This is a genomic window from Pseudomonas sp. LPB0260 (assembly GCF_013388395.1).
The window spans coordinates 2,627,201-2,646,079 of the sequence record NZ_CP058247.1 but is presented as its reverse complement, the minus strand read 5'-3'; the positions used below and the strand labels follow the sequence as shown (position 1 = coordinate 2,646,079).

Annotated in this window: 23 protein-coding genes; 12 read left to right on the top strand and 11 right to left on the bottom strand. The window is 65.5% G+C overall.

Going from position 1 to position 18,879, the window contains the following annotated elements:
- The first annotated feature begins 359 nt into the window (after nt 1–359).
- Complete coding sequence (locus tag LPB260_RS11820) at nt 360–1,649, top strand: OprD family porin (RefSeq protein WP_208708916.1); 1,290 nt, start codon at nt 360–362, stop codon at nt 1,647–1,649.
- 93 nt (nt 1,650–1,742) lie between these two features.
- On the opposite strand, the gene LPB260_RS11815 is transcribed toward LPB260_RS11820, so the two are convergent.
- Entirely contained in the window at nt 1,743–2,153 is a 411-nt protein-coding gene (locus LPB260_RS11815) for a PaaI family thioesterase (protein WP_208710183.1), read from the bottom strand.
- A gap of 114 nt (nt 2,154–2,267) precedes the next feature.
- Between LPB260_RS11815 and LPB260_RS11810 the strand changes: the two genes are divergently transcribed.
- From LPB260_RS11810 to LPB260_RS11800, 3 genes are read left to right on the top strand one after another with little or no spacing between them, the layout of a single operon-like run.
- On the top strand, nt 2,268–3,983 hold the full coding sequence (locus tag LPB260_RS11810; protein ID WP_208708915.1) for a proline--tRNA ligase: 1,716 nt from the start codon (nt 2,268–2,270) through the stop codon (nt 3,981–3,983).
- Nucleotides 3,984–4,007: 24 nt separating this feature from the next.
- Nucleotides 4,008–4,961, top strand: coding sequence for a hypothetical protein (locus LPB260_RS11805; RefSeq protein WP_208708914.1), 954 nt, complete (start codon nt 4,008–4,010; stop codon nt 4,959–4,961).
- A 7-nt stretch (nt 4,962–4,968) separates the two neighbouring features.
- On the top strand, nt 4,969–5,541 hold the full coding sequence (locus tag LPB260_RS11800; protein WP_208708913.1) for a transglycosylase SLT domain-containing protein: 573 nt from the start codon (nt 4,969–4,971) through the stop codon (nt 5,539–5,541).
- A gap of 36 nt (nt 5,542–5,577) precedes the next feature.
- Here LPB260_RS11800 and LPB260_RS11795 read toward each other — a convergent pair whose 3' ends face one another.
- Nucleotides 5,578–5,853, bottom strand: a complete 276-nt coding sequence (locus LPB260_RS11795; RefSeq protein WP_208708912.1) for an acylphosphatase — start codon at nt 5,851–5,853, stop codon at nt 5,578–5,580.
- A 3-nt stretch (nt 5,854–5,856) separates the two neighbouring features.
- Nucleotides 5,857–6,336 (bottom strand): TlpA disulfide reductase family protein, encoded by a 480-nt coding sequence (locus LPB260_RS11790; RefSeq protein WP_208708911.1) that lies wholly within the window; start codon nt 6,334–6,336, stop codon nt 5,857–5,859.
- Between the two features lie 30 nt (nt 6,337–6,366).
- Here LPB260_RS11790 and LPB260_RS11785 point away from each other — a divergent pair, with 30 nt between their 5' ends.
- Entirely contained in the window at nt 6,367–7,776 is a 1,410-nt protein-coding gene (locus LPB260_RS11785; RefSeq protein ID WP_208708910.1) for a PilZ domain-containing protein, read from the top strand.
- Nucleotides 7,777–7,902: 126 nt separating this feature from the next.
- Entirely contained in the window at nt 7,903–8,307 is a 405-nt protein-coding gene (locus LPB260_RS11780; protein WP_208708909.1) for a hypothetical protein, read from the top strand.
- On the opposite strand, the gene LPB260_RS11775 is transcribed toward LPB260_RS11780, so the two are convergent.
- Both LPB260_RS11775 and LPB260_RS11770 read right to left on the bottom strand, forming a co-directional pair.
- Complete coding sequence (locus LPB260_RS11775; protein ID WP_208706597.1) at nt 8,304–8,501, bottom strand: hypothetical protein; 198 nt, start codon at nt 8,499–8,501, stop codon at nt 8,304–8,306. The genes LPB260_RS11780 and LPB260_RS11775 overlap by 4 nt on opposite strands.
- Before the next feature lie 144 nt (nt 8,502–8,645).
- Entirely contained in the window at nt 8,646–9,863 is a 1,218-nt protein-coding gene (locus tag LPB260_RS11770; RefSeq protein ID WP_208708908.1) for a virulence factor BrkB family protein, read from the bottom strand.
- Between the two features lie 120 nt (nt 9,864–9,983).
- Between LPB260_RS11770 and arsC the strand changes: the two genes are divergently transcribed.
- From arsC to LPB260_RS11755, 3 genes are read left to right on the top strand one after another with little or no spacing between them, the layout of a single operon-like run.
- A complete protein-coding gene (gene arsC / locus LPB260_RS11765) occupies nt 9,984–10,337 on the top strand; it encodes an arsenate reductase (glutaredoxin) (protein WP_208708907.1) in 354 nt (117 codons plus the stop codon).
- On the top strand, nt 10,334–10,939 hold the full coding sequence (gene wrbA / locus LPB260_RS11760) for an NAD(P)H:quinone oxidoreductase (protein ID WP_208708906.1): 606 nt from the start codon (nt 10,334–10,336) through the stop codon (nt 10,937–10,939). Before arsC ends, wrbA begins: the two co-directional genes overlap by 4 nt.
- Nucleotides 10,932–11,342, top strand: a complete 411-nt coding sequence (locus LPB260_RS11755) for a DUF2069 domain-containing protein (protein ID WP_208708905.1) — start codon at nt 10,932–10,934, stop codon at nt 11,340–11,342. Before wrbA ends, LPB260_RS11755 begins: the two co-directional genes overlap by 8 nt.
- Nucleotides 11,343–11,404: 62 nt before the next feature.
- Here the strand turns inward: LPB260_RS11755 and hda are convergent, their stop codons facing one another.
- From hda to LPB260_RS11740, 3 genes are all read right to left on the bottom strand, one after another.
- Entirely contained in the window at nt 11,405–12,109 is a 705-nt protein-coding gene (gene hda / locus LPB260_RS11750) for a DnaA regulatory inactivator Hda (protein WP_208708904.1), read from the bottom strand.
- Complete coding sequence (locus tag LPB260_RS11745) at nt 12,106–13,197, bottom strand: AI-2E family transporter (protein WP_208708903.1); 1,092 nt, start codon at nt 13,195–13,197, stop codon at nt 12,106–12,108. Before LPB260_RS11745 ends, hda begins: the two co-directional genes overlap by 4 nt.
- 145 nt (nt 13,198–13,342) lie before the next feature.
- Complete coding sequence (locus tag LPB260_RS11740) at nt 13,343–14,377, bottom strand: DUF2066 domain-containing protein (protein WP_208708902.1); 1,035 nt, start codon at nt 14,375–14,377, stop codon at nt 13,343–13,345.
- A 205-nt stretch (nt 14,378–14,582) separates the two neighbouring features.
- Between LPB260_RS11740 and purM the strand changes: the two genes are divergently transcribed.
- The 3 genes from purM to LPB260_RS11725 are packed head-to-tail and all read left to right on the top strand — an operon-like array spanning nt 14,583 to nt 17,016.
- The gene (gene purM / locus LPB260_RS11735) at nt 14,583–15,641 is read left to right on the top strand and encodes a phosphoribosylformylglycinamidine cyclo-ligase (protein WP_208708901.1); all 1,059 of its coding nucleotides are present in this window, start codon (nt 14,583–14,585) and stop codon (nt 15,639–15,641) included.
- Nucleotides 15,641–16,291, top strand: a complete 651-nt coding sequence (purN, locus tag LPB260_RS11730; RefSeq protein ID WP_208708900.1) for a phosphoribosylglycinamide formyltransferase — start codon at nt 15,641–15,643, stop codon at nt 16,289–16,291. Before purM ends, purN begins: the two co-directional genes overlap by 1 nt.
- An 8-nt stretch (nt 16,292–16,299) precedes the next feature.
- On the top strand, nt 16,300–17,016 hold the full coding sequence (locus LPB260_RS11725; protein WP_208708899.1) for a DUF3108 domain-containing protein: 717 nt from the start codon (nt 16,300–16,302) through the stop codon (nt 17,014–17,016).
- A gap of 48 nt (nt 17,017–17,064) precedes the next feature.
- On the opposite strand, the gene LPB260_RS11720 is transcribed toward LPB260_RS11725, so the two are convergent.
- From LPB260_RS11720 to mazG, 3 genes are all read right to left on the bottom strand, one after another.
- A complete protein-coding gene (locus tag LPB260_RS11720; RefSeq protein ID WP_371926140.1) occupies nt 17,065–17,358 on the bottom strand; it encodes a Rho-binding antiterminator in 294 nt (97 codons plus the stop codon).
- Nucleotides 17,359–17,420: 62 nt separating this feature from the next.
- Nucleotides 17,421–17,960, bottom strand: a complete 540-nt coding sequence (locus tag LPB260_RS11715; protein ID WP_208708898.1) for a DUF2058 domain-containing protein — start codon at nt 17,958–17,960, stop codon at nt 17,421–17,423.
- A gap of 55 nt (nt 17,961–18,015) precedes the next feature.
- The gene (mazG, locus tag LPB260_RS11710) at nt 18,016–18,852 is read right to left on the bottom strand and encodes a nucleoside triphosphate pyrophosphohydrolase (RefSeq protein ID WP_208708897.1); all 837 of its coding nucleotides are present in this window, start codon (nt 18,850–18,852) and stop codon (nt 18,016–18,018) included.
- Nucleotides 18,853–18,879: the final 27 nt, after the last annotated feature.

Genomic DNA, 18,879 nt, shown 5'->3' with positions numbered 1-18,879 from the left:
GACAGCCACTTGGGAAGTTGGAAGTTCACGTATGACGAGTCGTATACAGTTTGAGCACGGGTTTTGCTTTATGCTTCGCCCGTGCCCGGACCGCCTGAGCGCGCCCGGCACAGCCTGGTTGCTCGCAACCGAAACGCTGAATTTTGTCTACGCTAGAGGCCGCCGGGAACAATCTACAGATTTGCGACATTCATCATAGGCATTTGCGACAGCACCTCGATGAACGCGAAAGGAATAGATTGCAACTATCGCCAACTTTGGCTGCGTGCTATAAGTTAGCGCCGACACAAAAAGAAAGAGCCGCCCATACAACAACTTAGTGGGCAGCGCAACTCTTCTAAACCAAAGGAGCAATCACGATGCAAGTGATGAAGTGGAGCGTAATCGCCCTGGCTGTAGCCGCGGGCACCACCCAACTGGCCTTCGCCTCGAGCCAGTCCGAATCCAAAGGCTTCGTTGAAGACGCCAAGTTCAACATCTTCAACCGCGCGCTGTACCACAACCGCGACTACCGCAATGGTGCTTCGAACAGCAACAGCAAGGCCGGCGTAACCAATGGCTACTTCGAAGAATTCGGCCTGGGCATTCGCCTGCTGGCCGAATCTGGGTTTACTCAGGGCACCGTTGGCGTGGGCGTCGACGCACACAGCCTGAGCAGCATCAAGCTGGACAGCGGCCGCGGTCGCACCCGTGGCTTCGACCAGTTCGGCCTTAACGATGAAGGCCGCCCTGAGGACACCCAGAGCGAAGTCGGCGGCGCCATCAAATTCCGCATTTCCGACACCGTCTTGAAATACGGCAATCAGATGACTGGTAGCCCGGTATTTAGCACTGACGATAGCCGCATCCTGCCGGAAGTCGCCACCGGCACCCTGCTGACCAGCAACGAAATCGAAGGCCTGGAGCTGACCGCCGGCCGTTTCACCGCCATTAGCAGCCAGTATCAGAGCGCTCGCGACGACCTTCGCCTGAATGAGATCAACATCGTCGGCGCTGGCTACAGCTTCACCGACAATTTCTATGGCGCTATCCACGCCTCCGACGCCGAAGATCACTTCAAGAAGACCTACGTCAACTTGAACTACAACCTGCCCCTGGCCGACTCCCAGGCGCTGAACTTCGACTTCAATGGCTATCGGACCAACGGCCAAGGCAAAGAATTGTCGGGCGAAGTCGACAACACCATCTGGAGCTTGGCGGCTGCCTACTCCATGGGCGCCCACAAGCTGACCCTGGCTCACCAGCGCTCCAAAGGCGATAGCGGCTATAGCTACGGCAATATCGACGGCGGCGGCACCATCTGGCTGTCCAACTCGGTCCAGGTTTCCGACTTCAACAATGAAGACGAGACATCCTGGCAGGTGCGTTACGACCTGAACATGGCCGAGTACGGCGTTCCAGGCCTGAGCTTCATGACCCGCTACATCACTGGCGAAGACATCACCCTGCGCAACGGTGCCGGCGTGATTACTAGCACCGGCGAAAAAGAGCACGAGTGGGATATCGAAGGCAAGTACGTGATTCAGGAAGGTGCCGCCAAGGACCTGTCCTTCCGCGTACGTAATGCCATCCTGCGCGCTAATAGTGGCGTGATCCGCGACACCAATGACTTCCGCATCATCGTCGAATACCCGCTGAGCGTGCTGTAAGCCAGCGTTAGTTCGATAGCAATACGAAAAAGCCCGGCTCTGCCGGGCTTTTTCTTTTCTGCAACGCTTATCGCGACCGAACCATCCCCAGATCTATGTCATCGGCAGGGCATAGGTCCCGGTAACGTGGGCCACCAACTCATCCTCATTGCCCGCCGAGTAGAGCGACACCTCGCACACGGCCTGACGCCGACTCAGGCGCAGAATCCGTGCTTCGGCCAGCAGATCCACCGGCCGGGGCTTGACCAGGAAGTTGATGTTCAGGTTCGAGGTCACCGCCATCTCCACCCGCCCCAGACGGCCCAGCACCACCGCGTACATGGCCGCATCGCCCAGCGCCATGATGGTCGGGCCTGAGATCGTGCCGCCCGGTCGCACCAGCTTGCGGTGAAACGGCACCCGCGCCAGCACGCTGGCTTCATCCAGTCGATCGATGCACAGGTCGATGTCCTCGGCCATCGGCAATCCGGCCCGTATCAGCGCCTGGACCTCCTGCGCCGTCAGTTTCGACATAGCTCCTCCATATCGAGCGACTCCTCTGCAACCTGTACGCCACAGTACAGGCACCGTACAATGCCGGCCTATCAAACGCCCTTGCAACCGACAAAACGGCCAATCATGCGTACCAGTCAGTTCCTGCTCTCGACCCTGAAAGAAACCCCTTCCGATGCCGTGGTGATCAGTCACCAGCTGATGCTGCGCGCCGGGATGATCCGCAAACTGGCTTCGGGGCTGTATACCTGGCTGCCGATGGGCCTGCGCGTGCTGCGCAAGGTGGAAAAGGTGGTGCGTGAAGAAATGAACGCCGCCGGTGCCCTCGAGGTGCTCATGCCCGGCATTCAGCCGGCCGAGCTGTGGCAGGAATCCGGGCGCTGGGAGCAGTACGGCCCCGAGCTGCTGCGCATGCAGGACCGTCACGGCCGCGACTTCTGCGCCGGCCCGACCCACGAGGAAGTAATCACCGATCTGGCGCGCAACGAGCTGAACAGCTACAAGCAGCTGCCGATCAACCTGTATCAGATCCAGACCAAGTTCCGCGACGAGATCCGCCCGCGCTTCGGCCTGATGCGTGGCCGCGAGTTCATCATGAAGGACGCCTACTCCTTCCATGTCGATCAGGCTTCGCTGCAGGAAACCTACGACCGCATGCACCAGGCCTACTGCAACGTGTTCACCCGCCTGGGCCTGAACTTCCGCCCGGTGCAGGCCGACACCGGGTCGATCGGCGGCACCGGCTCCCATGAGTTCCATGTCCTGGCCGACTCCGGCGAGGACGATATCGCCTTCAGCGACAGCTCCAACTACGCCGCCAACATCGAGAAGGCCGAAGCCGTGCCGCGGGAAACCGAGCGCGGCGCCGCCAGCGAAGAGCTGCGCCTGGTCGACACCCCCAACACCAAGACCATCAACGACCTGGTGGAAGGCTACGACCTGCCGATCGAGAAGACCATCAAGACCCTGGTGGTGCATGGCGCCGAACCTGGCACCCTCATCGCCCTGATCATCCGCGGCGACCATGAGCTGAACGAGATCAAGGCCGCCAATCTGGAGCAGGTCGCCAGCCCTTTGACGATGGCGACCGAAGCCGAGCTGCGCGCCGCCATCGGCGCCGGCGCCGGCTCCCTCGGCCCGCTGAACCTGCCACTGCCGTGCATCGTCGATCGCTCCGTCGCCCTGATGAGCGACTTCGCCATCGGCGCCAACATCGACGACAAGCACTACTTCGGGGTCAACTGGGAGCGCGACCTGCCGCTGCCACCAGTGGCCGACCTGCGCAACGTGGTGGCCGGCGACCCGAGCCCCGACGGCCAGGGCACCCTGGTGATCAAGCGCGGTATCGAAGTCGGGCACATCTTCCAGCTCGGTACCAAGTACAGCGAAGCCTTGAACTGCCAGGTACTGGGCGAGAGCGGCAAGCCGGTAACCCTGACCATGGGCTGCTACGGTATCGGCGTCTCGCGCGTGGTAGCGGCCGCCATCGAGCAGAACAACGACGAGCGCGGCATTCTCTGGAACGACGCCCTGGCGCCCTTCCACATTGCCCTGGTGCCGCTGCGCTACGAAACCGAGGCGGTACGTGAAGCCACCGACAAGCTGTACTCCGAACTCACCGCCGCCGGCTACGAAGTACTGCTCGACGACCGTGACAAGAAGACCAGCCCGGGCATCAAGTTTGCCGACATGGAGCTGATCGGCATCCCGCATCGCATCGTGGTCAGCGATCGCGGCCTGGCCGACGGCAACCTCGAGTACAAGAGCCGGCAGGAAACCGATGCACAGGCAGTGCCCGTCGCCGATATCCTGCCGTTTATCCAGGCACGCATCAGCCGCTGATTTCAGCCTTTATCAAGAGCCATCATGTTCAAGCGAAGCTCCCTCCGCCTCGTCGGCGCCGCACTCTGCGGCGCTGTCTTCATCAGTGGCTGCGCCAACCAGTTGCCGCAGCGCAGCGAGCATGAAGAGCGTATCGAACGCAAACTGCTGGCCCACAGCCTGCAAATCGATGCCGGCGAACCCGGCGTGCTGGAGCTGCCGCAACGCCGCGTGCGCATACAGGAACAGAAGACCTTCGAGGTCACCGCATTCGAGGTCACCCGCCGCTATGACCGCTACACGCCCTACCAGGCGTGGCGCGAGCTCTACGAGGTTCCGCTCGGCGCGCTGGCCCTGGTTGCCGGCATCGGCGCCAATGCACTCAACGTCGTGATGCTCGGGCGCCTGCCCGACAGTGCCACCAAGGACTGGATCAGCTACGGCTTTGCCGGCCTCAACCCGGCCATGAACGCCGAGTCCAATGGCCGCTCACAGCAGAACCTCGCCAGCCTCGAGGAACAGCGCCAGGACGCCCGCATGGAGTACTCCAGCCTGCCCTGGGCCGAACGTCCGGTACTGGTCAAGGCCGGCGAGCAGACCCATGAGCTGCTTACCGACCGCAACGGCGTGCTGCGCCTCAACCTGCTCGACAGCCCCTTCGCCGAACAGGACGTCAACCGCATCGGCTCCCTGCTCCTGCAGGTCGAAGATCCCCAGGGCTCCGCCAGCGCGGAAGCCACCCTGCTGGTCAGCCGCACCCTGCGCGGCAAGCTGCAGGAAGCCCACGGCCTGATCTACGACGATCTGGAAGACGACGATGTCGAACAGTGGGTGCACCGGGTCAAGCGCCTGTCCGAACTGGGCCTGGAGGAGGAAGCCAGCGAACTGGAGCAGAGCCTGATCGAACTGACGCGCAACGATCCCGAGCTGCAGGAAAGCTTTCTCCAGGCCCTGACCCGGGACGCCGGTCGCCTGGTGGCCGACCCCGGCGCCGACTGACGTAGCCATGCCTTCGCGCCTGGCCCTGGCGACGCTGCTGCTGTGCCTGTGCGCGACCAGCCATGCCAGCCTGCGCCAGGCCCCGGACCCCGAACTGCGCGACGTGCTGCAGCGCACGGTGGCCGAAGCCGACAGTTTTCAGGATCGCTTCGACGCCGAAGTCTGGCTGCTGGACATGTCCACCCGCCTGGCGCGCTATGTGCCCGCACCGCAACAGCGCCTGAGCCTGCTCCGGCTGGTGCATCGAGAGGCCAGCAAGGCCGGGCTGCGACCGGATCTGGTACTGGCGTTGATCCATGCCGAAAGCCACTTCGACCGCTTCGCCATTTCGTCGGCCGGCGCCCAGGGCATGATGCAGGTGATGCCGTTCTGGAAGGCCGAACTCGGCCGACCGCAGGACAACCTCACCGATATCGCCACCAACCTGCGCTACGGCTGCACCATCCTCAGCTTCTATCTGCGCAAGGAGAACGGCAACCTGACCCGCGCCCTGGCGCGCTACAACGGCAGCCTCGGCCAGCAGCGCTACCCGGCCAAGGTGATCGGCTTCTGGCATGACTTCTGGTACGTCAAACCCTAGCCCGCACGCGCCGACTTGATTGGCGACGGCAGCCGTCTAGCGGCGCAGGACAAACCCGGCGATGCCTTGCAGGGGCTGCTCCTGCAATTCGACGGCGCTCACCTGGGCCCCACTCGGGCCGTGCTCCAGCCAGGCGGCCAGGCTGTGCACCGCCGACTCCTCGCCCTCGACCAACACCTCGACCCGCCCGTCGTCGAGGTTGCGCACCCAGCCGTTCAGTTGCAACTGCTCGGCCTGCTCGACGGTGCTCTGGCGGTAGTACACGCCCTGCACCCGGCCGCTGACGTACCCGTGCAAACATATCCGTGCCACTGGCTACCCTCCGCTGCGCAATTCACTCAGGCGGGCCGTCAGCCCGGCTGCCGTCTGCTCGCCCAACAAGCGCTCACGCACCTGTCCGCGGTCATCGACTATATAGGTGACCGGCAGCACCTCGTTGCGTGGCAACTGGAAACGCGTCGCCGGGTCCTGCTCCAGTACGATGAACTCGATCCCCATGGCCTGCGCAGCCTGACTGAGTTCCTCACCCTGCAATCCATCGAAGTTCACCCCCACCACACGCACCGGCAGGTCCTGCAACTGCCTGGCCAGAGCATTCAGCTCGGGAATCTCGCTGCGGCACGGCGCGCACCACTCCGCCCAGTAATTAATCACTAACCACTGGCCTTCGAGCTGCTCAACCGCTACCTTTCGACCATGCTGATCGACGCCCGCGTCATCGGAGCAGCCGGCCAGGATCAGGCCGGCGCAGAGCCCCATAACAGCACGCCCAACAGCCCGGAGTCGCGTTCCCATGCATTCGATCCTCGTCCACGCAGGGTTGATATGACGCTCGATGCCTTGCGCCTGGAAGTACCGGACATCCTCGAAGAAGACGCCGTCTCGCTGGCCGAACTCAACGAGCAGTTGACTCAGGCCCGCCTGCAACCGCAAGACACTGCGCTGCAGCAGGTCCTGAGCCTGCTGTTTCGAATCAACCGCAGTGGCATGACCTTACTCGAAAGGCAGCGGGCGCTGCAAAGCTTCAGCGACCAGTACCGGCACTACGCCGCGGCCTACCAGGACAAAGCGGCGCCGCCGGCACTGTTCGTGCACCTGTGCGGCGAACTGGCGATCGGCTTCAAGCGCCTGTTGCTGCAGATATTGCAGGGCCGCCAGCCGTCCCGTCCGCACCTGGCCTGGTGTCTGTATATGGCCCTGCACTTCCTGGCGCAGAGCCTGCTGCGCCATTACCAGCGCTACCACGAACCTCCACCCAGCCTGTGGCGCGACAGCCACCTGCTGTACTGGATCGGCGAGCATCAGCAGTGCCTGGACGAACAGGTGGCGGCCACGTTCAGTCCACGGCCGGCCAATACCCTGCGCGGACTCTATCAGCAGATGCTGCTGCTGGCCCTGAGCAATCCCTTCCATCTCGTCGAAGGTGAATGCCCCCGCCTCTTCGGCGCCCTCGCCCCGCTGGCCGAACTCGCACGCTTGCTGCCATGGGACGTAGAAGGCGACGCGGAGGGGCCGATCGTCGACCTGACCGAGTCGCAGCCCTGCCTGAGCTATACCCAGAAACCGGAGGGCGACCAGGCCAATCTACGCCATCTCGAACTCGGCGCCCTGTTGATCGCCCTGCATGAGCCCGCCCCCCTGCAAGGTGCCGAGGAGCGTCGCCTGCTCGGCCAGGTACAGCACCATTGGCTGGGCCGCCAACAGCGACGCCATCCGCGCACCGAGCAGGCCGCCCCGTGCGACCTGGTGATCGGCCTGCCGGCCATTCATGCCCAGCTCCTGGAAAAGCTGCCCCCGCGCTCCCCAGCGCAGATGCTCGACAACAGTCCCGGCGGCGCGCGCCTGCTGTGCAATCCCGATCAGGCCACCCAACTGGCCGTCGGCCAGCTGGCGCTCCTGCTCACCGGCAGCGGCACTCCCATCCTGGCTCTGGTGCGCTGGCGCCACCTCAATGACGAGGGCCTGCACCTGGGCCTGCGTTACCTCAAGGGCCTGCCGCGCCCGGCCTGGTTGCGCCGCGCGCCCAGCGCGCAGACCCATCCCGGCGTCCTGCAGAGCACGCCGGCGCCGGGCAATGGCTGGCATCACGGCCTGTGGCTGCCCAACGGCCAGTTTGCCGAAGGCGAGCACCTCTGGCTGCAGCTGCCCGGCATGCACAACCAGGCGATCCTGCCACTGCCGGCCGCCAACCTCGCCACCAGCTCGATCGCCCGCTATCCGCTGCAATTGGCCTAGAGAAAGAAACTGCGAGAAGGATCACGCCGCACGGCGGCCGAGTGCACAGAATCGCTGGCCATGCCCTGCCTATAATTTCCTGGCTCGTACTTGACTCACCCGCCATCAGTCTGGAAGACAGCGATCATGACCCAAGCCCACGACAAGTTGATCGGCCCCGTGCCCGCGCGCATCGTCGAAGTAGCCCGCCCGCAGGTTACCGCCTACGAAGGGCGCGTGGCCGAGTACAACGTCGCCGTCTGGCTACAGCTTCCGGGCCTCGCCAGCCTGCCCGTATCGCTGCTGATCAACTACCGAGACGGCGACAAGCGCCGTGAGGTGGCGGTGGACCACGGTAAAGTCAGCGCGCACAACAAGATCCTCCTGTCCGGAATCGCCCGTTTGCCGGTCAAGCAGAAGATCGAAGACATGCAGGTACGGCTGCGCTCCGCGGTGCCGGCGCAGAGCCTGGTCGTCGAGGAGCTGTTCGTCCAGGCCGTCGAGACAGCCGTCAGCACCAGCAGCCAGCCGCTTGCAGGCAGCCTGGCCTAACCGGACTGCGCGTCCAGCCTCGCCACGAGGCCGTCTGGCTCCCGCGGTGCCGGCGGCGCTTCGACCTCCACCGCCCGCACCAGCGACTCCGGCCAGCGTGCAAAACTCAGCCCGGTAATTCGATTCAGCCGCTGCAGCGCAGCCTGCTGGTCGCGCTCATGCAGGTGAATCACCTCACCCTTGCTCGTCGTCATAACCGGCCTACTCCCTTGAACGATCCCAGCCCCGTCAGGCTGTAGCCAGAAGCGTGCCAGTGCCTCGCACCGCCTCCCTGCGCGCCATCGCCGCTGGCACTACCCTCATCAAGCCGGCGCCGCGCCGTAAACTGACGTTTTTTGTCACTGCGGCGGATGCAGCCAGTCCGCCAAGCTCTCGCCGAACAGCGTCGCCTGCTCTTCATGCAGCCGCTCCAGGGCACTGCGCAGCGCCGGATACCAGGGCTCGTCGAGCTGCTCCGGCAGCTGGCCGAGTCGCGGCAGCGGCCAGGGGCAATGGGACAGCAACTGCTGCAGGCTGTAGTGGGCCAGGTCGCGACTCAACACCCAGCCCCCCGCACCGGTGGGGGCCACCAGGTGCTGGCGCTCGAGAAACGCCAACACCTCATCCCACTCATGCTCCGGCAGCGGCCAGCCCTGGTCCGGCATATCCCGATGGCGCACCTTCAGTCCGGTCTGCTGGCGCTCATGGAACACCCGCAGGATGCCCAGGGCCACCAACAGCCGCGGCACGGCGCGGCGCCGCCACTGCTGGGTCGCCCCCAGGTTGCAGACCAGCTCGGCGCCAAACAGCACGATCAACCAGGAGAGGTAGATCCACAAGAGGAACAGCGGCACCGTGGCGAAGGCGCCATAGACCAGCTGATAGCCCGGAAACAAGCGCACGTAGAGGCCGAACAGCGCCTTGGCCACCTCGAACAGCACCGCGGTGAACAACCCGCCGAGGAGCGCGTGGCGCAGTGGCACGCGCGCATTCGGGACCGAGGCGTAGAGCAGGGTGAAGGCCGCCACACTGAAGGTCAGCGGCATGACGCCCAGCAGGGTCTCGGCGCCGAGCAGCGCGTCGGGACCGGAAATCAGCGACAGCGACGCGATATAGGTGCTGATCGCGAAACCGGCACCCAGGAGAATCGGCCCCAGGCTGAGGATCGCCCAGTACAGCAGAAAGCTCGACACCCCGCGCCGGGCCTGGCGCACCCGCCAGATGGTATTGAAGGCTTTCTCGATGGTCACCAGCATCCAGAACGCCGTGACCGCCAGCACCACCACGCCGATCCAGGTCAGTTGCCGGGCCTGGGCGGTGAAGTCGCGCAGATAGCCCTGCACGGTCTCGCCGGCCGAGGGCACGAAGTTGCGGAAGATGAAGCTCTGAATCTGCTCACCGGTGCCCTGGAAGGCCGGCACCGCCGAGAGCATGGAGAAGGTCACGGTCATCATCGGCACCACCGCGAACAGCGTGGTGTAGGTCAGGGCCGCGGCATTGTTGGCGCCGCGATCGGCATGGAAGCGCTGCAGCAGAAAACGCCAGAACTCCAGCCAATCAGTGAAACGCTGCCCCATGCCCTCTCCTTAGCGAATGGCCCCATTGGCCCGGTCCGGCCGTCGAAACGCCGAGCAGTTCAGACTCAAGCCCCGACGCGGTTAGAATAGCCGCCACTCGATCCAAGATGCGACCCGCCCATGACCGACCTGACCCTGTATCACAATCCTCGCTGCTCGAAATCCCGCAGCGCCCTGCAACTGCTCGAGGAGCGCGGGCTGACGCCGAGCATCGTGCGCTACCTGGAAAGTCCGCCCAGCGCCGCACAACTGCAGGCGCTGCTCGGCAAGCTCGGCATCGGCGCCCGGCAATTGCTGCGCAGCGGCGAAGAGGAATACCGCACCCTGAACCTGGCCGAGCCCGGCCTGAGCGAAGCGCAGCTGATCGAGGCCATGGTTAGCCACCCCAAGCTGATCGAGCGTCCGATCCTCATCGCCGGTGACAAGGCGGTGATCGGCCGCCCACCGGAGAGGGTCCTGGAGCTGCTGTCGTGAGCGGCGCCTACATCCTGGTGCTGTACTACAGCCGCCACGGCGCCACCGCGCAGATGGCCCGGCAGATTGCCCGCGGCGTCGAGATGGGCGGCCTGGAAGCCCGCCTGCGCACGGTGCCGGCCGTGTCCACGGAGTGCGAAGCGGTCACGCCGGAGATTCCCGAGGACGGCCCGCTGTATGTCAGCCTCGACGATCTCAAACACTGCGCCGGCCTGGCCCTGGGCAGCCCGACGCGCTTCGGCAACATGGCCGCACCGCTGAAATACTTCCTCGACGGCACCAGCAGCCTGTGGCTCAGCGGCGGCCTGGTGGGCAAACCGGCCGGGGTATTCACCTCCACCGCCAGCCTGCACGGCGGCCAGGAAACCACCCTGCTGTCGATGATGCTGCCGCTGCTGCACCACGGCATGCTGATCACCGGCCTGCCCTACAGCGAATCGGCCCTGCTGGAAACCCGTGGCGGCGGCACGCCCTACGGGCCGAGCCACCATGCCGGCGCCGATGGCAAGCGCGCCCTCGACGAACACGAGATCAGCCTGTGCCGCACGCTCGGCCAGCGCCTGGCGCAGACCGCAATGAAACTGGAGAGTGCCCGTGGCTAGAACCCCCAAGCCGTTGCCGGCCCTCGAGTGGCTGAAGCCGCGCCTGGCGATCAGCCGCGCCATCAGCCTGATCAGCTTCCTGGCCCTGACGATTCTGCTGCTGGTGTGGAACCTGGCGTTCGCCGACCTGCCAGACAAGCTGCTCTGGGTGATCCTGGCGTTCCAGCTGCTGCCCCTGCTGCTGCTGGGGCCCGGCATGCTGCTCGGCAATGCCCGCGCCCACGCCTGGGCCTGCTTCGTGGTCAACCTGTACTTCATCCAAGGGGTGCTGGCGGCCTTCGATCCATCCAAGGCGCTGTTCGGCTGGCTTGAAACCCTGCTCAGCTTCAGCCTGTTCTGCGCCGCCCTGCTCTATACCCGCTGGTGCTTCCAGTACAACCGCAGGCTGGCCGGGGAGAGCTGAGCGACGGCCAGGCAACGCCCTCGCACCTGACTCCCGCCAGGCGAGTCAGGTGCCCCAGGGATCTACCAGCCCAGGGTTTCCTTGAGGAAGGGAATGGTCAGCTTGCGCTGGGCCTGCAGCGAGGCTTGGTCGAGGCGCTCGAGCAGTTCGAACAGGGCGCTCATGCTGCGCTCGCCACGGGTGAGGATGAACCGGCCGACCTCATCGCTCATGTTCAGGCCGCGGCGCGAGGCGCGCAGCTGCAAGGCGCGCAACTTGTCCTCGTCGGACAACTCGTGCAACTGGAAGACCAGCGCCAGGGTCAGCCGCGACTGCAGGTCGGGAAGCCTGATGGCCAGCTCCCGTGGCGACTTGTCGGCCGCCAGCAACAAGCGCCGACCGCTGTCGCGCAGGCGATTGAACAGGTGGAACAGGGCCTCCTCCCAGTCGCCGCGTCCAGCCACGGCATCCAGCTCGTCGAGGCACACCAGCTCGCACTGCTCGAGGTTGTCGAGGATCTCCGGCCCGTACTCCACCACCTCCGCCAGCGGCAGGTACACCGCCGGCTCGCCGCGCTGCTCGAAGCGCAGGCAGGCCGCCTGTAGCAGGTGGCTGCAGCCTACGCCTTCGGCGCCCCACAGGTAGATCAGGCTTTCCGTCCAGCCGGCCTCGGCCTCGCACAGGCGCTCGACATAGCCGAGCGCGGCGGCGTTGGCCCCCGGATAGTAGTTGGCAAAGGTGGCGTCATCGCGTAAGCGAACGCCTAACGGCAATTGAATGGGCGTCATGCAGGACTCTGCGGTTCGTCGGAGCCGCGGGGGGACTCTCCGTAAAGAGCGGAAAGTTTATAGAAATCATGGGCATGGCGCAGCAAAACCATGATCACCGCGGCGACCGGCAGGGCCAGCAGCACGCCACTGAAGCCGAACAGCTGGCCGCCGGCCATGATCGCGAAGATCACCGCCACCGGATGCAGGCCGATGCGGTCGCCGACCAGCCAGGGGGTCAGCAGCATGCCTTCGAGCAGCTGGCCGACTGCGAACACCGCGGCGATGGCCAGCAGCGGATAGAGCTCGCCACCGAACTGGAACAACCCGGCGGTCAGTGCCGCGGCGACGCCAACCACCACGCCCAGGTAGGGCACGATGCTGGCCAGCCCCGCCAGCAGGCCGATCAGCAGGCCCAGCTCCAGGCCCAGCGCCATCAGACCGGCGGCATACACCAGCCCTAGCGCCAGCATCACCAGCAATTGCCCGCGCAGGAAGGCGCCGAGCACCTCATGGCATTCGGCGAACAGGGTCACCACCAGGCCCTCGCGGTTGCGCGGCAGCAGGCCACGGAGCTTGGCGATCATCAGGTCCCAGTCGCGCAACAGGTAGAAGGTCACCACCGGGATCAACAGCAGATTGGCCAGCCAGGCCACCAGCGCCAGGCCCGAGGCGGTGGCCCGGGACAGCAGCAGGCCGAGGATATCGGTGGTCTTGCCCAGGTGCCCGGACAACGCGGCCTTGAGCTGATCGAAGCGCCAGAAGCCGTCGCTCAGGCCCAATTGCCCCTGCACCCAGGGCAGCGCATCGTGCTGGGCCCAGTCGAGCATCTGCGGGGTCAGCTCATACAGGCGCATCAGCTGCTTGCCCAGCATCGGCACCAGCACCAGCAGCATCAGCGCCAGGATCAGGCCGAACAACACGAACACCAGGATCACCCCCCAGGTGCGCGACAGCTTCCAGCGCTCCAGCCGATCCACCAGGGGATCGCCCAGGTAGGCGAGCAGCACCCCCATCAGGAAGGGCGTGAGAATGGGGTGCAACAGGTACAGCAACCAGCCGAGCAGCAACAGCCCGGCTATCCATAGCCAGCGACGTGAATCGATCATCCTCAGCCCTCAGTTGGCGAAATGCACTGCCTGGGACATAACCGCAGCCGAAGAGTGCCCATGGCCCCACTCTGCAGCCGTCCGCCGCCCCGTCATTGCCGAACAGGCGGCACTGGTGCGGGGTCGCGCGTTACGGGGCGCCAGTCTACCAGCGAAAGCGCAGGATTTCGGTACGCGGCAACAGCTGCGGCGCCGCTTGCTCCGCCGGCGACTGGCTGGCATCGATAGGCGCGGCCTGCGCCGGCACTTCCTGCAGGCGCAGCAAGGCCAACTGCGCGCGCAGCTGCGCGGGACTGGCATTGACCCGGTAGGTCACCCGGTCGCCCTGTATCTGGCTGAGCTGCGCGCCGAGTGGCTCGAGCAGGCGCTGCAACTCGGCGAACCGCGCCACATCGACGCCCTCGACTTCCAGGAGCAGGCTGGTGGCGGCGCCGGGCGCCACCACGAAACGTGGCGCCAAGCGTTCGCTGACGGCCAGGAACACCGCATCGGCCAGGGCAAGCGGGTCATCGCCCTGGGCCTTGCCTTGCTCCCGCCCCTCGCCCAGCCACAGGCGCCACTGCGCCTGCCACTGGCCGTCGACTTCACGGGCCGAAACCGCCAGCAGCGCATCGGCCGAGTAGCGCTCGGACGCCGAACGCAAGGCCTGCGGGTCGTTGGCGGCCAGGCTTTCAGGCGTGGCCAGCAGTTGCTCATCGAGATCCGCCAGCGGCAGGCGCAGCGGCAGGCCACGGTGTTGCGCCGCCCGGCGCAGGGGGGCGGCGCTATCCTGGCCATCGCCCACGAGGCTGGAACCGCCGACACCCTCATTCAGCCACCAGGCCATGATCGCCGGCCGGTTGCTGCCCCACAGGGACAAGCCAGCCTGGCGCAATTGACGATCGGTGCTGAGCGGGTCGAAGTCCACCAGCAGGTCGTCACCCTCGTAACCGTACTGCGCGACGATCTGTTGCGGATCCTTGCGCAGGTCGGCCAAAACCTCGCTCTGCGCGGCGTCGCGGCTGCCGGTCAGGCGCAGCACCAGGGTCTCCAGGGCGCGCCCCAGGGCCGCGTCGCGCGCCTCCGGCTGCTGGCTGGCGACCGGCTCGCGCACCTGGTAGAGATCGCTCAAGGTCGCCGCAAGCCCCGGCAGGCTATACAGCGACAGACACAGGACAAGCAGGCGAGCGATCAGGGGCATGGAATGGGCTCTCGACAGGCGGAAGGCGGCGCGCTATGGCCTGGCGGGCGGCGCGCGGAGCCTCATACATTAAACAGCCACCCGCGCCCCGGCAACCGCGGCGGCTGGCCGCTGCCCGGCAAGCCTGATAAAATCGCGCGCCTTCGCAGGCCGGCCATTGCAGCGCCGGTGCACATCCGATTTCCCCCTTCAAAGGCCTGGATCTATGAGCAAGCAACCCTCCATCAGCTACAAGGACGCAGGTGTAGACATCGACGCGGGCGAAGCCCTGGTCGAGCGCATCAAAGGCGTGGCCAAGCGCACCGCACGTCCGGAAGTCATGGGTGGGCTGGGCGGCTTCGGCGCGCTCTGCGAGATCCCGGCCGGCTACAAGCAGCCGGTACTGGTGTCCGGTACCGACGGCGTCGGCACCAAGCTGCGCCTGGCGCTGAACCTGAACAAGCACGACAGCATCGGCCAGGACCTGGTGGCCATGTGCGTCAACGACCTGGTGGTGTGTGGCGCCGAGCCGCTGTTCTTCCTCGACTACTACGCCACCGGCAAACTCAACGTCGACGTAGCCGCCACCGTAGTCACCGGCATCGGCGCCGGCTGCGAACTGGCCGGCTGCTCCCTGGTTGGCGGCGAGACCGCGGAAATGCCCGGCATGTACGAAGGCGAGGACTACGACCTGGCCGGCTTCTGCGTCGGCGTGGTGGAGAAGGCCGAGATCATCGACGGCTCCCGCGTGCAGACCGGCGACGCCCTGATCGCCCTGCCCTCCTCCGGCCCGCACTCCAATGGCTACTCGCTGATTCGCAAGATCATCGAAGTCTCCGGTGCCGATATCGAAGCCATCCAGCTCGATGGCCAGCCGCTGACCGAACTGCTGATGGCGCCGACGCGCATCTACGTCAAGCCGCTGCTGCAGCTGATCAAGGACACCGGCGCGGTCAAGGCCATGGCCCACATCACTGGTGGCGGCCTGCTCGACAACATCCCGCGGGTGCTGCCGGAAGGCGCCCAGGCGGTGCTCGACGTGGCCAGCTGGCAGCGCCCGGCGGTATTCGACTGGCTGCAGGAACAAGGCAACGTCGACGAGCATGAAATGCACCGCGTGCTCAACTGTGGCGTCGGCATGGTCATCTGCGTCGCCCAGGATCAGGTCGACGGCGCCCTCGCCTGCCTGCGCCAGGCCGGCGAACAGCCCTGGGTGATCGGCCAGATCGCCGCGGCCGCCGAGGGTGCCGAGCGGGTCGTGCTGAACAACCTGAAGCAGCACTGATGCCGTCAGCCTGCAATGTAGTGGTGCTGATCTCCGGCTCCGGCAGCAACCTGCAGGCGCTGATCGACAGCACCCGCGCCAGCGAGCAGCCGGCGCGCATCTGCGCGGTGATTTCCAACCGCGCAGATGCCTACGGCCTGGAGCGGGCGCAAGCCGCCGGCATCGCCACCCGGGTGCTCGACCACAAGGCCTTCGAGGGTCGCGATGCCTTCGATGCGGCACTGATCGAAGCCATCGACGCCTTCGCCCCGCAACTGGTGGTGCTGGCCGGTTTCATGCGCATCCTTACCCCGGGCTTCGTCCGCCACTACGCCGGACGCCTGCTGAACATCCACCCCTCGCTGCTGCCCAAGTACAAGGGCCTGCACACCCACCAGCGGGCGCTGGAGGCCGGCGACCGCGAGCACGGCTGCAGCGTGCACTTCGTCACCGAGGAACTCGATGGCGGACCGCTGGTCGTACAGGCTGTGATCCCGGTCCAGACGGACGATTCTGCAGCCAGCCTGGCGCAACGGGTCCACGAGCAGGAACACCTGATCTACCCGCTGGCCGTGCGCTGGTTCGCCGAGGGGCGCTTGCACCTTGGTGAGCACGGGGCAATGCTCGACGGCCAGCCGCTTCCGAGCACCGGCCACCTCTTCCGAACCTAGGAGACATTATGCGTCGCGCCTTAACGTTCGCCCTTGCCCTACTCTGCCTGCCGGCCTTCGCCGTCGAGCTGAAGCCGTTCTCCGCCAGCTACACCGCCGACTGGAAGCAGGTGCCGGTCAGCGGCTCGGCCGAACGCGGCCTGCAGGCGCTGGACGACGGCCGCTGGCAGCTCAACTTCGAGGCCTCCATGCTGGTCGCCAGCCTCAGCGAGACCAGCACCTTCCGCGTCGACAACGGCGCCTTCCTGCCGCAGACCTACCGCTTCGAACGCAGTGGGCTGGGCAAGGGCAAGGTGGTCGAACAGGACTTCGACTGGAGCAGCAAGCAGGTCCTGGGCAGTGACCGCGGCGAACCGGTGCGCTTCGCCCTCAACCGCGGCCTGCAGGACAAGTCGACCTACCAGCTGGTGCTGCAGCAGGATGTCGCCGCCGGCAAGAAGAGCATGAGCTACCAGGTGGTCGATGGCGACGAGATCGAGACCTACGACTTCCGCGTGCTTGGCGAAGAAACCGTGCGCACCCGCGCAGGCTTGATCGATGCGATCAAGGTCGAGCGCGTGCGCGACCCGACCCAGAGCAAGCGCAAGACCATCCTCTGGTTCGCCAAGGACTGGAGCTACCTGCTGGTGCGCCTGCATCAGGTGGAGAAGGACGGCAAGGAATACCAGATCATGCTCGAGGACGGCACGGTCGACGGCAAGCCGGTCGAAGGCCGTCGCGACTGAGCGCGATCGCACCAGGAAAGCCGGGCAACGCCCGGCTTTTTCATGGCCTCAGCAAAGATCCCCGCGCAATAGCACACGGGCGAAACTGGCCCCCGGGGTCAGCGGCGTGATCGCGAGCAGGCGGTCGAGACGCAGGCGCTGCTCGCCAGCGGCAGCTCGCACGATCAGGAACTCTTCCTTGCTTGCCGTGGTTTGCGTGGTCAGCGCCTCAGCGTCCAACTGGCCGCCGTCGACCAGTTCGATGCGCAGCCGATAGCGATGCAGGCAGGCGATCTCCAGGTAGTCATGGAGATCGCAGTTCAGTGGCTGGTAGCCGTGGTCCATCTGCCATTCCTCACCCATGCAGGCATGCAGTTCGCCGCCATGCAAAAGCCGGGACGGGCCCGACTTTTATAAAGAGAGCATTACCACATCAGGTCGTCCGGCACCTGATAGGCGGCGTAGGGGTCGTCGGCGTCCGGCGCCTCGGTCGGCGTATTGAGCAGGACGATGCGCTGCGCGTCACGGGCCTGGATCTTCAGCGCCGCCTCACGCGGGATCACCTCGTAGCCGCCGCCGTGACGGACGATGGCCAACGAGCCGCAGCTGAGCTTGTCGCGCATCAGCTTGTTCACCGACAGGCGCTTGACCTTCTTGTCGTCGACGAAGTTGTAGTAATCCTCGGTGGTCAACTTGGGCAGACGCGACACCTCGATCAACTGCTTGATCTGCGCGGCGCGGGCCTTCTGCTCGGCCTTCTCCTGCTGCTGGCGATTGAGCTCCTGGTCGCGGGCGGCCTTCTCGGCCATGGCCTGCTGGGCGGCGAGCTTCTGCGACTCGTCCTTCTCGACCTGGCCCTTGTGCTCCAGGCGCTTCTGCTTCTGCTTCTCTTTGCTGACCTGCTTGGCCTGCTTCTCGTTGACCAGCCCGGCTTTGAGCAACTGGTCGCGTAGTGAAAGAGCCATAACCTACCTTTAACCGACGAACATTAAATATGCGACGAGCCGCGCTCGAACCTGCCTAGCAGGCCGACGGCCTGTCGCGCTTTTCCAGTTTCTTGGCTTCACCCCAGAGCGCGTCCAGGTCTTCCAGGGAGCAATCTTCGATGGCCCGACCCGCTTCGCGCAAGGCCTGCTCGATAAAACGGAAGCGCTGCTCGAACTTGCCATTGGCGGCGCGCAGGGCCGACTCCGGGTCGACCTTGAGGTGCCGCGCCAGGTTGGTCACCACGAACAGTAGATCACCGATCTCCTCGGCGATCGCCTCCGGGTCGTTCTCGCTCATGGCCTCGAGCACCTCGTCCAGCTCCTCGCGCACCTTGTCCACCACCGGCAGGGCCGCGGGCCAGTCGAAGCCGACCTGGGCGGCGCGCTTCTGCAACTTGGTGGCGCGACTCAAGGCCGGCAGGGCCAGGGGCACGTCGTCGAGCAGGGACAGCTGCTCCGGCGCGACGGCCTTCTGCGCCCGCTCCTCGGCCTTGAGCTCTTCCCAGCGCTGCTTGACCGCCGCCTCTTCCAGCCTGGCCGCGTCTGGCGCGCCATACAGGTCGCCATCGACAAACACATGGGGATGACGATGCACCAGCTTGCGGGTGATGCCGTCGACCACCTCGGCGAAGGCGAAGCGCCCCTCCTCGCTGGCCAGCTGGCTGTAATACACCACCTGGAACAGCAGGTCGCCCAGCTCGCCGGGCAGATGCTCGAAGTCGCCGCGCTCGATGGCGTCGGCCACCTCATAGGCTTCTTCGATGGTGTGCGGCACGATGCTCGCGTAGGACTGCTTGAGGTCCCAGGGGCAGCCATATTGCGGGTCCCGCAGGCGGGCCATCAGGTGCAACAGGTCGTCGAGTTGATACATGCGAAGCTCCGATCGACGTAGGGTGGA